12 protein-coding genes are annotated in these 11,806 nt (G+C 73.6%); all 12 read right to left on the reverse strand.

Annotated elements, in window-relative coordinates:
* Window positions 1-24: 24 nt before the first annotated feature.
* From Dvina_RS13735 to Dvina_RS13790, 12 genes are read right to left on the reverse strand one after another with little or no spacing between them, the layout of a single operon-like run.
* Window positions 25-948 (reverse strand): 3-oxoacyl-[acyl-carrier-protein] synthase III C-terminal domain-containing protein, encoded by a 924-nt coding sequence (locus Dvina_RS13735; RefSeq protein ID WP_223102865.1) that lies wholly within the window; start codon window positions 946-948, stop codon window positions 25-27.
* On the reverse strand, window positions 945-2,264 hold the full coding sequence (locus tag Dvina_RS13740; protein WP_223102866.1) for a condensation domain-containing protein: 1,320 nt from the start codon (window positions 2,262-2,264) through the stop codon (window positions 945-947). The genes Dvina_RS13735 and Dvina_RS13740 overlap by 4 nt, the downstream gene beginning before the upstream one ends.
* Complete coding sequence (locus Dvina_RS13745) at window positions 2,257-3,888, reverse strand: class I adenylate-forming enzyme family protein (RefSeq protein ID WP_223102867.1); 1,632 nt, start codon at window positions 3,886-3,888, stop codon at window positions 2,257-2,259. The genes Dvina_RS13740 and Dvina_RS13745 overlap by 8 nt, the downstream gene beginning before the upstream one ends.
* An 11-nt stretch (window positions 3,889-3,899) precedes the next feature.
* Entirely contained in the window at window positions 3,900-4,868 is a 969-nt protein-coding gene (locus Dvina_RS13750) for an alpha-ketoacid dehydrogenase subunit beta (RefSeq protein ID WP_223102868.1), read from the reverse strand.
* A complete protein-coding gene (locus Dvina_RS13755; protein ID WP_223102869.1) occupies window positions 4,868-5,830 on the reverse strand; it encodes a thiamine pyrophosphate-dependent dehydrogenase E1 component subunit alpha in 963 nt (320 codons plus the stop codon). The genes Dvina_RS13750 and Dvina_RS13755 overlap by 1 nt, the downstream gene beginning before the upstream one ends.
* 12 nt (window positions 5,831-5,842) lie before the next feature.
* A complete protein-coding gene (locus tag Dvina_RS13760) occupies window positions 5,843-6,655 on the reverse strand; it encodes a DUF3050 domain-containing protein (protein WP_223102870.1) in 813 nt (270 codons plus the stop codon).
* 10 nt (window positions 6,656-6,665) lie between these two features.
* A complete protein-coding gene (locus Dvina_RS13765; protein ID WP_246656201.1) occupies window positions 6,666-7,589 on the reverse strand; it encodes a phytanoyl-CoA dioxygenase family protein in 924 nt (307 codons plus the stop codon).
* Entirely contained in the window at window positions 7,586-8,689 is a 1,104-nt protein-coding gene (gene hppD / locus Dvina_RS13770; RefSeq protein WP_223102871.1) for a 4-hydroxyphenylpyruvate dioxygenase, read from the reverse strand. Before hppD ends, Dvina_RS13765 begins: the two co-directional genes overlap by 4 nt.
* A 33-nt stretch (window positions 8,690-8,722) precedes the next feature.
* A complete protein-coding gene (locus Dvina_RS13775) occupies window positions 8,723-9,973 on the reverse strand; it encodes a beta-ketoacyl-[acyl-carrier-protein] synthase family protein (RefSeq protein WP_223102872.1) in 1,251 nt (416 codons plus the stop codon).
* A complete protein-coding gene (locus Dvina_RS13780) occupies window positions 9,970-10,425 on the reverse strand; it encodes a beta-ketoacyl synthase chain length factor (RefSeq protein WP_223102873.1) in 456 nt (151 codons plus the stop codon). The genes Dvina_RS13775 and Dvina_RS13780 overlap by 4 nt, the downstream gene beginning before the upstream one ends.
* Window positions 10,422-11,570, reverse strand: coding sequence for a beta-ketoacyl-[acyl-carrier-protein] synthase family protein (locus tag Dvina_RS13785; RefSeq protein ID WP_223102874.1), 1,149 nt, complete (start codon window positions 11,568-11,570; stop codon window positions 10,422-10,424). Before Dvina_RS13785 ends, Dvina_RS13780 begins: the two co-directional genes overlap by 4 nt.
* Before the next feature lie 4 nt (window positions 11,571-11,574).
* Complete coding sequence (locus Dvina_RS13790) at window positions 11,575-11,778, reverse strand: phosphopantetheine-binding protein (RefSeq protein WP_223105515.1); 204 nt, start codon at window positions 11,776-11,778, stop codon at window positions 11,575-11,577.
* Window positions 11,779-11,806: the final 28 nt, after the last annotated feature.

Here is an 11,806-nt window from a genome sequence, read left to right on the forward strand (position 1 = left end):
TTCCCAGAGTCGGGCCGGGGTTTGTCAGTGCTCGAAGACCATGGCGGAGAACGTGGCGCCGCGGCCGGCCCCGGCGGCGGCGATCACGTAGCGGTCCCCGGGCCGCAGCAGGCCGCGCTCGACGGCGGTCCGGTGGTTGACGAAGGCGTCGGCGCAGAACAGGTGCCCGTAGTCGGCGACGTGCTCGAGCAGGACCCGCTCGAGCGGGTAGCCGATCCGCTTGCACGTGCGCTGCCAGGCGATCTGGTTCACGTTGTGCGGCAGGATGACCGCGAGGTCGCCGAGCTGCAGCCCGGCCCGGGTGGCCGCCGCGACGACCACCTCGCCGAGGGCGTCGTGGTAGATGCGCTGGTATTCGGCGGCGACGTCCTGCGCGTCACCGTCGAACTCCCCGCGCAGCCGGGCCACGTAGGACAGCAGCCGGTCCCGGTCCCCCGACGCGGACACCAGGCACGCGGCCGCCCCCTCGCCGAACATCGACGTGTCCGGCACGAACTGGGTCTCCCGGGTGAACGTCTTCTCCCCGGCGAGCACGATGGCCAGCGCGTCGTCCCCGTCGGCCGCCAGGAGCCGCCCGGCCAGATCGACCGCGAGGAGCCCGGAGGCGCACGCCTGCTGCCCGACCGCGAACGCCTGCGCGTGCCCGAGGCCCGCCGTCCGAAGGGCCTCGTGCAGAGGATTTCGGGGGTACGGCACCACGACGGGGTTCGTCCGCGCGTACAGCACGTACCGGACCCGGGCCCGCTGCTCCTCGCGCAGGGCGAGGTCGGCCAGGGCCAGCGACAGCAGCCCGGTCAGCGTCTCGTCGGTGCGCGCCGCGGTCCCGAGTTTGTGATACCGGCGGAACACCCGCACCTGCATCGGCGTGAGGTCGAACGTCTCGGCGTAGGACTCGATGCTCACCCGCCCCTCGGGCACGAACGTCCCGACGGCGGCGATCGCGGTCATGACAACTCCTCCACCTGCTGGACGGCCAGGGACTCCACGCGGCGCACCAGCGCCTCGGCACCGGCCGCGGGCAGCCGGGCCGCGTCGGTGAACACGGTCAGCAGCAGCGCACCGCCGTCGCCGTCGTCGATGTCCACGCTGAGCGGGTCGAACGGGTCGTCCTGGGCGACGGTCCACCGGAAGGTGCCCGGCGGCGCGGCCCGCACGGCGCCGGCGTCCGGGACGGCACCGGCGAAGCCCTGGCGGGTGGCGACCCGGCGGTCGTTGCACCACAGGCCCGCGTCCGGGTCGGCCCCGGCGGCGGCGAACGCGGCGGCGACGGCGTCGGGGTCGACGTAGGCGTACTTGTAGGCGGCCATCGCGGCCGCGCCGACCCGCTGCAGCGCCTCGGCGAACGGCAACCCGGCGACGTCGGCCGCGCACAGGCCGCGCTGGGCCACCATGGCGACGACCCGCCCGAAGCCGCGGCGGAACCGGTTGCTCACCATAGGCCGCAGCACCGCCGGGCCGTCCCCGGGCAGCGCCTGGGCCAGCAGGGTCATGAGGACCTGCGAGGAGTCGGCGTCGGCCCGCTCCGACAGCGCGTGCACGGCCAGCGGCAGCGCCGTGGTCCGGAACTCCCCGCGCAGGTGGGGCCCGGACGTCGCGACGCTGGGTGCCGGGATGCGGGCGATCGTGCGCTGCCAGTGGCGTACCGCCGAAGCGTTCTGTCGTCGACCGGCGGGACCGGCCTGCCAGCGCGCCTGCTCGAGGGGCGGGGTGCCGGTGTCGGGGTCGGCGTCCGCCCGGGCGGCGACCTCGGCCAGGAAGATGCGCCCGCCGAGCCCGTCGGTGACGAGGTGCGGCATGACCGTCGACAGGTGGCTGGGGACTCCGCGGTGGCGGACCACGGCCATCCGGATCGGCCACTCCTCGACCAGGTCGTAGGGGCGGGCCCGGTCGCGGGCGTCGAGCGCGACGACGTACGCCTCCGGGTCCGCCCCGTCCGGGCAGTCGTACACGTCCAGGCCCACGGTGCCGCGGTCGGCGACGCTCTGCAGCGGCCGGCCGTCGGGGGCGAAGCGCAGTCGGGTGCGCATCGTGGGGTACCGCCGCAGCATCCACCGCAGCTCGTCGGCGACGTCGGCCAGGGTCGTGCCCGGGGCCAGCCGCGACCAGCCGCCGATGGGCAGCCAGGAGCGCTGCCGCTGCATTGTCAGCCAGATCTCGCGCTGACCCCAGGCCAGCTCGCCGACGCCCGCCCCGGACCCGGTGAACCGCACCGGGATGCGCGCGGCGGGCACCAGCGGCCGCGGCGGGGTGCGCAGGTCAGGCATGCGCCATCGCGGCGAGGTGCCGCTGGCGCATGAGGAACTTGCGCACCTTCCCGGTCGGGCCGAGGACGAGGTCGTCCTCGGGGTAGACGACCACCTTGCGCAGTGTCGCGGCCGCGGCCGCCGTGAGCGCGCCCCGGACGGCCTCGGTGTGCTCCGTCGCGGGATCGGCCCCGGCGTGCAGGGACAGCAGCACGTCGGTGACGACGGTGCCCTCCGGGGTGCGGGCCGAGACGACAGTGCAGTCGCGGACCTCGGGTATCGCCCGCAGGATCCGCTCCTCCGACATGGCCGTGTAGAGGAACTCGCCGCCGCCGAGGTCGACGGAGTCCACGGCCCGGTCGACGTGGTAGTAGTAGCCCTCGTCGTCGCGGTACATGAGGTCGCCGGTCAGGTAGTAGCCGGCGAGCCGGTTGCGATAGGTGTTGACGTGGTCGTTCCAGTAGCCGGGGGCGAGCGTCGGCGACTTGAGCCCGAAGTGCCCGACCGCGCCGACGGGGACCTCGCGCCCGGTCTCGGTGTCGAGCAGCGCCACGTCGGCGAAGACGTGCGGGACGCCGACGCACCGCCCGTAGCGCTCGGTGTCGGGGCGGTGCGAGATGTGGAACGCGGAGTGCCCCATCTCGGTCGAGCCGAGCCCGTCGACGAACGTGGAGCCCTTGACCCGCTGCACGCCCTCGCGGGTCACGATGTTGCGGCTGCCGGCGTTGACGAGGTTGCGGATGTGCGGCTCGTGCGCGCAGTCGCCCGTGTTGAACCACAGCGACACCGAGTCGATGCCCCGCGCCGGCAGGTCGTAGCGGGCCAGCTCGGCCCACGTCACCGCGAACCCGAACACCCCCGACGGCCGCCACCGCTCGATCGCCTCGAGCACCGCCGCCCCGTCGTCCTGCCGCGACAGGAACAGCAGCTCCGAACGGTTGCTCAGGGCGTGGTTGATGGTCATGATCCCGGCCGCGTGCGGCGCGGGCAGCGCGCTGAGAATCCGCTCGGTGCCCTGCGCCCGCGGCCCGGCGAGCCGGATCTTCCGCGTGGCGTGGAACAGGCTGGCGTGCGAGTGCACCACCGCCGTCGGCATCCGCGTCGTGCCCGAGGAGTGCGTGATCGCGATCGGATCGTCGGCGTGGTGCCGGAACGCCACCGGCGCCGCGGCCGGGTCGCCGGTGCCGGTCTCGGCCACGTCGTGCACGGCGATGCCGCCGAGGTCGGCGTCGCCGAGGCGCTCGCGGTGGGCGGCGTCGGTGAGCAGGGCGACGCCGCGCAGCTTGCGGATGTACTCGGCGGCGATGTCGCCGGGGATGTTGGGGTTCATCAGCGCGGGGATCGCGCCGAGCCACACCAGGCCCATCCAGTTGAGGAAGCAGTCGGCGGCGCTCGTCACGTAGACGGCGACCGGGTCGCGGCGGCTGATGCCCGCCGCGTGCAGCCACGCCGCCCGGGCCGCGGCCCGCGTGTACAGCTCGCCGAGCGTCAGCCCCTGCCAGGCCGGGATGCCGTCGACGGGGGTGTCGAAGGTCATGCCCGGCCCGTCGAGGGGTGCACCGTGCTCGATCAGTTTGTGCAGGACGTTGCCGGCTCCGACGCTCGGGTCGGCGGCCAGCGCGGCCCGGATATTGGTGGCTGCCATTGTCGACTCCTCTAGAACTTCGCCACGTCTTCGATCGCGGCGCGGATCTGGGCCCGGGACGGCTGCAGGGCCAGGTCGAGGTCGCGGGCGAACGGCAGGACGGCGCCGTCCGGGCGGGTCACCCGGCGCGGCGGGGCGACCAGGTGCATACCTTCCGCGGCCGAGGCCAGGATCTCGCCGGCCATCCCGCACGAGCGGTTCGAGTCGTCGGCGACCACCAGGCGGCCGGTGCGCTCCAGGGAGGCGGCCAGGCCGGGCCAGTCGAACGGGTGCAGCGTGCGCGGGTCGAAGACCTCGACGGAGACGGTGCCGGCGAGCTCCTCGGCGACGGCCAGGGCGTCGTGGACGAGGTGGCCGACGGCGACCACCGTCACGTCGTCGCCGGGGCGGTGGACGCGGCCGACGCCGAGGGGGACGGGCGCCAGCCGGGCGAGGTCGACGTCGGCCCGGACGCCGACCGCGCCGGCCGGTGCGAAGACGACCACCGGGTCGTCGTCGCGGATCGCGGACGCCAGCAGGCCGTAGGCGTCCGCGGGCGTGGCCGGGACGACGGTCTTCACACCGACGTGGGCGAAGAGGCTGTAGGGGTGGTCCGAGTGCTGGCCCGCCCAGCCGCCGCGGGAGCCGGAGCTCGGCAGCAGATACGTCACCGGCACCCGTGTCTGCCCGCCCGTCATCAGCGAGAACTTGTGGGCCTGGTTGGCGATCTGTTCAAAGGCCAGGAACAGCAGGGCCGGGATCTGGTACTCGATGACGGGCCGCTGCCCCGCGATGGCGGCTCCGGTGGCGAAGCTGGTGAACGCCTGCTCCGAGATCGGCATGTCGATGACCCGGTCCGGGCCGAACTTCTTGTGCAGGCCGGTCGTCACGTTGCTCACGGCGACGCGGACGTCCTCGCCGAAGACGCACACCGCCGGGTCGCGCTCCATCTCCGCGGCCAGGGCCCGGTTCAGCGCCTTCAGGTACGACAGGTTCGTCATCAGACACCGGCCCGGGTGCGCAGGCCGTCGGCGTAGAGGTGGTCGAGGGCGCCGCCGGGGTCGGGGTGCGGGCTCTGCCGGGCGAAGTCCACGGCGGCCTCCAGCACAGCCTCGATCTCGGCGTCGACATGGGCCCGCGCGGCCGCGTCGAGCCGGGCGCCCTGGATCTCGACGGGGTCGCGGGACATGCCCGCCGCGACCTCGGCGTCGGTGCGGTAGCGGGGGCGGGCGGCGTGTTCCCAAGTGTGGTGGGCGTCGAACCGGTACGCGACGCACTCGAGCAGGGTGGGGCCCTCGCCGGCGCGGGCGCGCTCGACGGCTTCGCGCGCCTCGGCGAGTACGAGCGAAGGGTCTGTGGCATCGACGGTCTTCGCCGCAATCCCGAAGGCGGCGGCGCGGCCGGTGATGGTGCCGGCCACCGCGTCGGCGATCCGCGTCGTGGTGGCGAAGCCGTTGTTCTCGCACACGAAGACGACCGGGAGCTTCCACAGCGCGGCGAGGTTGAACGTCTCCAGGACCACGCCCTGGCTCACGGCGCCGTCGCCGAAGTAGGTGAGCGCAACCCGGTCCAGCCCGGCCCGGCGGCCGGCCCAGGCGGCGCCGGTCGCGATCGGGACGGCCGCGCCGACAATCGCGTTGGCGCCGAGGATGCCGATCGAGAAGTCCGCCGCGTGCATCGAACCGCCGCGGCCCCCGTTCAGGCCCGTGGCCCGGCCGGCCAGCTCGGCCATCACCCGGGCCGGGTCGGCGCCCTTCGCGAGGACGTGGCCGTGCCCGCGGTGCGTGCTCGTGATGACGTCGCCGGGCCGCAGCGCGGCGCAGGTGCCGGCGGCGATGGCCTCCTGCCCGAGATACGGGTGGATGCCGCCGACGATCGTGCCGTCGCGGACGAGCTCGACGGCCCGCTCCTCGAAGCGGCGGATCAGGCGGACCGTCCGGTACAGCCCGGCGGCGTCAGTCACGTTCGTTCTCCCTCAGACCGCAACGGCTTCGGCGCCCGCGTGCGCCTCGATCTCGGCGAGGATGCCGCTCCACAGCTTCACCCGGGCGTTGAGGGCCAGGTTGATCGTGTCGGCGCACTCGTTCCACTTGTTCTCGTCGTCGCCGCACAGATCGGTGACCATCTGCATGGCCATCGGCGTGTGCTGCTCGCCGTCGACCTCGATGTGCCGGGCCAGGTAGTCGACGAACGTGTCGAGCTGCCCGACCTGCTCGTTGACCTTGACGACCTGCTGGAACATGTCCGGGATCAGGTCCTCGCGGCCGAACGCGAACGCGGCCGCCTGGCAGTGCACCGGCGCGGTGTCGATGATGTGCCAGGTGAGCGCGACGAACTCGGCGGCCGGTGCCGGCACCCCGGCCTCGGCCATCGCCGCCGGCACCGGGGTGCCCGCGCGGAGCAGCTCGATGAACCGGTCGACGACGCCGCGCCCGGCGCCGGCCTCGGTCATGCCCTCGAGGTACAGCTCGAAGTGGCTGATGAACCCACCGCGCAGCTCGTCGGACTCCTCGACCAGCACGATGTCGTTGATGAGGCGGCGGCTGCCGGTCGGGCCGGTCGGCACCCACGGGACGGTGACGCAGGTGAGGTTGCGCTGCAGCGACTTCAGCAGCGACATGAAGTCCCACACCGCGAACACGTGGTGCTCCAGGAACGTACGCACGGCCGGCAGGTCCTGCAGCCGGGCGTAGATCGGGTGGGTGACGACCTCGGTGCGCGCCTCGGCGATCAGCTCTTCGAGCCGGTCGATGCCCGGGTGCCGCTGACCCCAGTCATAGCGGGACATGTGGACTCCTTCAGGGTTGGGCGTTCCGCCACAGCACGGGGCAGAACTCCGGGTCCGCGTAGTCCGGCCGGCCGTCGGGAGTGCGGCGCACGAGGACGTCGTGGTTGTACTGCACCACGTCACCGGTGGACAGGCGGTAGGCGCGGTACTCGTTCGCGCCCGGCTGGAGGTGGAATGAGATCGCCCGGCGGGGGCGGGCGCTCACGTTGGGTCCGCTGCCGTGGTAGGTCCGGCAGTGGTGGAAGCTCATGTGTCCCTTGGGGATGACCATGGGGACCTTGCGGACCTCGACGCCGTTGTGCGCGGCGTTGCGGGTGAGCATCGCCTCGAGGTCGTCGTTGTCGCGGTCGGCGAAGTGCCGTGTCGTCGAGTCGTCGGCGCCGATCTCCGACCAGCGGTGGCTGCCCTCGACCATGGTGATGGTGCCCATGTCGACGCCGCAGTCGTGGAACGGGATGAACGCGGTGAGCATGTCGTCGGACGTGCACGACTGCCAGTAGTGCCGGTCGAAGTGCCACGGCACGACGTTGGAGGGCTCGCCGGCGATCGGCGGCTTGTAGATGAGCGTCGACTGGAACACCCGGATCTCCTCGGCCCGCGCGAGGCGGGCCGCGACCGCGCCGACGATCGGCTTGCGCAGGATGCGGGCGATGTCGTCGCTCTCGTAGTGGATGTAGTCGTGGTGACGCTGGACCGGCCCGTCCTCGGGCTTCCAGTACGCCAGCCGCGCCGGGCGGGCCGGCAGCTCCCGCGAGCGCTCACCGGCGTAGAACCGCTCGCTGGCCGCGACGAGCTCGTCCACCTCGGCGTCGGTGAACAGCTTGCGGGTCAGGTAGTAGCCGGTGCGCTCGTACTCCGCGACCTCCTCGCCGGTCGGCAGGAGCTCGAGCTCCTCGTCCGACAGCACGAAACCGGGCGTGATCGAGGTGGTCACAGGACTGTCCCTTCGGAGTGGGTGATGTCGCGGACGGCGGCCAGCTCGCGCTCCTTCGCCGCGTACAGCGCCGGGATGTTGCTGGTGCCGAACGTCCGCGCGCCGTGGCGGTCGATGAGCTCGTTGAAGTACGTCCGCCGGATGTGCGTCGACTTCGCGAAGATCTGGTACATCTGGCCCCAGTGGTCGCGGTCGACGAGGATGCCCAGCGGGCGCAGGTCGTCGATCGGCACGTCGGTCTCGCCGAGGCGGCCGGCGAGCATGTCGTAGTAGCTGCCCGGGGTCTGCGCGAACTCGACGCCGCGCTCGCCGAGCGTGCGCACCGCGGCCACGATGTCGTGGGTGCTGAAGGCGATGTGCTGCACGCCGGCGCCCTCGTGCCAGGCCAGGAAGTCGTCGATCTGGCCGGCCCGGCGGCTGATGTCCGGCTGGATCAGCGTGAACGTGACCCCGCCGGACGGGCTCTGCACGACCTTTGACTGCATGCCCTGCTCGCCGACCTCGATGTACTCCTGGAAGATCATCGTGAAGCCGAAGACGCGCTCGTAGTAGGCGACTGTCGCGTCGAGCTCGCCCGCCGGCAGGCACACGGCCGCGTGGTCGATCTGGTGCAGCAGGCCGCCGCCCGCCTCGAGCTGTGACACGTCGCCCGGCATCGCGATCAGCCCGGGCAGGAAGCTCGGGTCCGTCCGGTCGCGCTGGATGAGCCGGTGTGTCACGTCGCCGAAGCCGGAGACCTCGGCGAAGACGACGGTGGAGTGGCCGTAGGTGACGGTCTGCGGGGGCGACACGGGCGTCGCGCCGGCCGCGACCGCCTCGGCGAAGGCCGCCGCGGCGTCGGTGCAGCCGAACGCGACGACCGCGACGCCGTCGCCGTGCTGGGCCACGTACCGGCTGGCCCGGTGGCCGCCGGAGAGCCCGGAGGTGAGCAGGACCCGCACGTCGCGCTGCCCGAGCAGCACGCTGCGCTGGCCGGCCAGGCCGGTTTCCGGGCCGCCCTGCCCGTAGACGCGGAAGCCGTACTGCGCGCAGAGCTGATCCGCGGCCATCCGCGCGTCGCCCACATACAGCTCGATGTGGTCGGTGTCAGTGATGTCCATGTGCCGTCCCTTTCGGGTTCTGTTTCGGGCGGGTCAGCCGGCCTTGATCCACTCGGAGCTCGGCGGTCCGAAGACGAGACTGACGTTGTGCCCGCCGAAGCCGAAGGAGTTGGACAGCGCGTGGGTCACCGGCGCGGTGCGGGGTGTGCGCAGGTGGTCCAGGTCGCAGGCCGGATCGGGGTCGTCGAGATTGTGCGTCGGCGGCAGCACACCGCGGCGCAGGGCCTCCACCGTCACCGCCACCTCGGCCACCCCCGAGGCGCCGAGCATGTGCCCGGTGACGCCCTTGGTGGAGCTGACCGGCGGGGTGTCCGGGCCGAACACGGCGCGGATCGCGAGGGACTCGGCGACGTCGCCGAGCTTCGTCGAGGTGCCGTGCGCGTTGACGTACCCGATGTCGGCGGGGGCGAGCCCGGCGTTCGCGACCGCGCGCCGCATGCACTCGGCGGCGGCGGTGCCGTCGGGGCGCGGCGTCGTGGGGTGGTGCGCGTCGTTCGTCGCGCCCCACCCGAGCAGGTCGGCGTAGCGGGCGGCCCGGCGGGCGTCGGCGTGCTCGGGCCGCTCCAGGATGACGACCCCGGCGCCCTCGCCGAGCACCAGGCCGTTGCGGCGCCTGTCGAACGGGCGGCTCGCCTGGGTCGGGTCGCTCCAGCCGCGGGCCAGCGCCCGGGCGTTGCCGAACGTGTCGGCCATCGTCGGGAACAGCGGGGCCTCGCTGCAACCGCAGACCACGACGTCGGCCTCGTCGGCCCGCAGCAGCCGCAGCCCCTCGCCGATGGACTGGGCGCCGGCCGCGCACGCGGTGCCGACGGTGGAGCTGAAGCCCCTGAGGCCGTACTTCATCGCGACCCGGGCCGCGCCCATGTTCGGCAGCATCCCCGGCAGCAGGTACGGGCTGACCCCGGCCCGGCCGCGCCGCTCCCGCTGCACCGCCTGCGCGTCGAGCGTGGCCATGCCGCCGGTGCCGGAGATGATGACGGCCACCCGGTAGGGGTCGACGTCGCGACCGGCCACGACTCCGGCGTCGGCGAGGGCGGCCTCGGCGGCGGCCAGGGCCATCACGATGTACCTGTCGACGAGCCGGGCGTCCGGCCCGGGCAGCACCGACAGCGGGTCGATGGCCGGCCCGAACGAGGCGACCTCCAGGCTCCCCTCGAGGGGATGCCCGGCGGGCGGGCTGGACAGCCCCGAACGCCCTTCGCACATCGCCTCGAAGACCTGGGCGGCGGTACTGCCCACGGACGTCACGAGCCCGATACCGGTAACTGCCGCAAACCCGCTCATGAATTTCCTCGTTCTGTGTAAAGGGTTGCGGTGGCCGGCTCGGCGTTGAGGTCGATGAGCAGCACCCGGCGGGCGTCGCCGTCGGCGAGGAGGCCGCGGGCGGTGCCGAGCCCGGTGGCGGCGTCGCAGACGCAGCTGACCGGGCCGTGCAGCCCCCACTTGGCGGCGATGTGGCCGAGGACCGCGTTGGGCACCGACTGGAAGAAGAACAGCGGCCCGACCCGGCCGCCCGTGTCGACGGCCTTCGCGACGTGGGCGGCGCTGTCGACGTCGCCGAGGTCGCTCACGAGCACCAGCGCGGTCTCGGCGTCCGGGGTGGGCGCCTGCTCGAGGCAGCGGGCGGCGACGGCGGCGACGAGCGGGTTGAAGTCCGAGTGCACGAACCCGGCCAGCTTCGGCGGCTCGGTGTCCGCGGACCACTCGGCCCGGGCCAGCGTCGCTAACTCGCTCATGACACTGCGCCCAGGAGCAGTGCGGTGTTGGAGCCGCCGAAGGCGGCGTTGAGGCTGAGCACGTACTGCGGGAACGCCGGCCGGCGCTCGCCCAGGACCAGGTCGAGCGCGCAGGCGGGGTCGGGCTCCAGGTAGCCGGCGTTCACGGGTAGCCGGCCGCCGCGCAAGGCGTGCAGGGCGACCGCGAGCTCGAGGATGCCGGAGGCTTCGAGGGCCTGGCCGTGCAGCGCCTTGGTCGACGAGACCGGGACGGTCGCCGCGTGCTCGCCGAAGGCGGTCCGCAGCGCCAGGGTCTCGGCGGCGTCGCTCTGGGCGGTGCCGGAGCCGTGGGCGTTGACGTAGCCGACGTCGGCCGGGCCGATGCCACCCCGGCGCAGGGCGTCGGCGACGGCGCGGGCCAGGCCGCGGCCCTCGGGGTGGGGCTGGCAGGGGTGGTGGGCGTCGCCGGCGCGGCCCCAGCCGGCCAGCCGGGCGAGCGGCTCGACCCCGCGTTCGGCGGCCGCGGCCGTGGACTCGAGGACTACCGCACCGGCGCCGTCGCCCAGCAGCAGGCCGCGGCGGTGTGCGCTGAACGGGCGGACCTGCCCGTCGGCGGCCAGGGCCCGGCCGGCGTCGAACAGGGCGAACTGGTCGGGCTCGACGAGGTACCCCCCGGCGACGACGATCCGGCCGGCCTCCCCGCGGGCGATGGCCCCGGCCGCGTCGGCGATCGCCGTGCTGGCGGCGACGCAGGCCGAGGTGTAGGCGCGCGGGGTGTGGAGCCGGGAGAGCCCGGTGTGCTCGGCGAGGTCGGCCGCGAATGCCGAGCCGCCGTGGCGGGGCCGGTCCGCGGCGCTCGCGCGGGCCAGCCGGGGATCGCCGTGGACCGCGAGGAACAGCGGCGACCCGGCCCGGTCGGCGGTGCCGAGCTTGGCCTCGTCGCACGCCTCGTCGACGAGCCACCACAGCTCGTCGTCGAGGTCCGGCGAGCCGGGCAGCGTCGCGGCGACGCCGACCCGGCGGCCGCTCACGTCGAACCGGGTGACGGGCGCGAACGCCGGTCGGCCGGCGTCCAGGCCGGCGGCGAGCGCGCCCGGGCCCCGGCCGAACGCGCTGAGCACGGCCAGGCCGGTGATCAGCACGTCCGTCTTGCCTACCCTGGTCATCAGCTCACCGGGTGCCGGTCTCGACCGGTAACTCGGACAGGACCGCGACGGCACCGTCGACGGTGGACATGCGGGCGAGGTCCTCGTCGGAGAGGTCCAGCGCGGTGCCGTAGTGCTGCTCGAGCTGATGGATCAGCCAGGCCAGCTCCAGGGAGTCGATCCCCTCGGCCACGTCCTGCGGCCGCCGGTCACCGTAGGTGGCCAGCATCGCGAGGATCTCGTCCCGGCTCGGTGCT

The sequence above is a fragment of the Dactylosporangium vinaceum genome (genome assembly GCF_019904175.1).
In the GTDB taxonomy this organism is placed as follows: Bacteria; Actinomycetota; Actinomycetes; order Mycobacteriales; family Micromonosporaceae; genus Dactylosporangium; species Dactylosporangium vinaceum.

Excerpts from the sequence above, each read along its gene's own strand:
- Dvina_RS13735 (WP_223102865.1), bottom strand. The coding sequence starts at position 948 with ATGACCGCGATCGCCGCCGTCGGGACGTTCGTGCCCGAGGGGCGGGTG.
- Dvina_RS13740 (WP_223102866.1), bottom strand. The coding sequence starts at position 2,264 with ATGCCTGACCTGCGCACCCCGCCGCGGCCGCTGGTGCCCGCCGCGCGC.
- Dvina_RS13745 (WP_223102867.1), bottom strand. The coding sequence starts at position 3,888 with ATGGCAGCCACCAATATCCGGGCCGCGCTGGCCGCCGACCCGAGCGTC.
- Dvina_RS13750 (WP_223102868.1), bottom strand. The coding sequence starts at position 4,868 with ATGACGAACCTGTCGTACCTGAAGGCGCTGAACCGGGCCCTGGCCGCG.
- Dvina_RS13760 (WP_223102870.1), bottom strand. The coding sequence starts at position 6,655 with ATGTCCCGCTATGACTGGGGTCAGCGGCACCCGGGCATCGACCGGCTC.
- hppD (WP_223102871.1), bottom strand. The coding sequence starts at position 8,689 with ATGGACATCACTGACACCGACCACATCGAGCTGTATGTGGGCGACGCG.
- Dvina_RS13775 (WP_223102872.1), bottom strand. The coding sequence starts at position 9,973 with ATGAGCGGGTTTGCGGCAGTTACCGGTATCGGGCTCGTGACGTCCGTG.
- Dvina_RS13780 (WP_223102873.1), bottom strand. The coding sequence starts at position 10,425 with ATGAGCGAGTTAGCGACGCTGGCCCGGGCCGAGTGGTCCGCGGACACC.
- Dvina_RS13785 (WP_223102874.1), bottom strand. The coding sequence starts at position 11,570 with ATGACCAGGGTAGGCAAGACGGACGTGCTGATCACCGGCCTGGCCGTG.
- Dvina_RS13790 (WP_223105515.1), bottom strand. The coding sequence starts at position 11,778 with ATGCTGGCCACCTACGGTGACCGGCGGCCGCAGGACGTGGCCGAGGGG.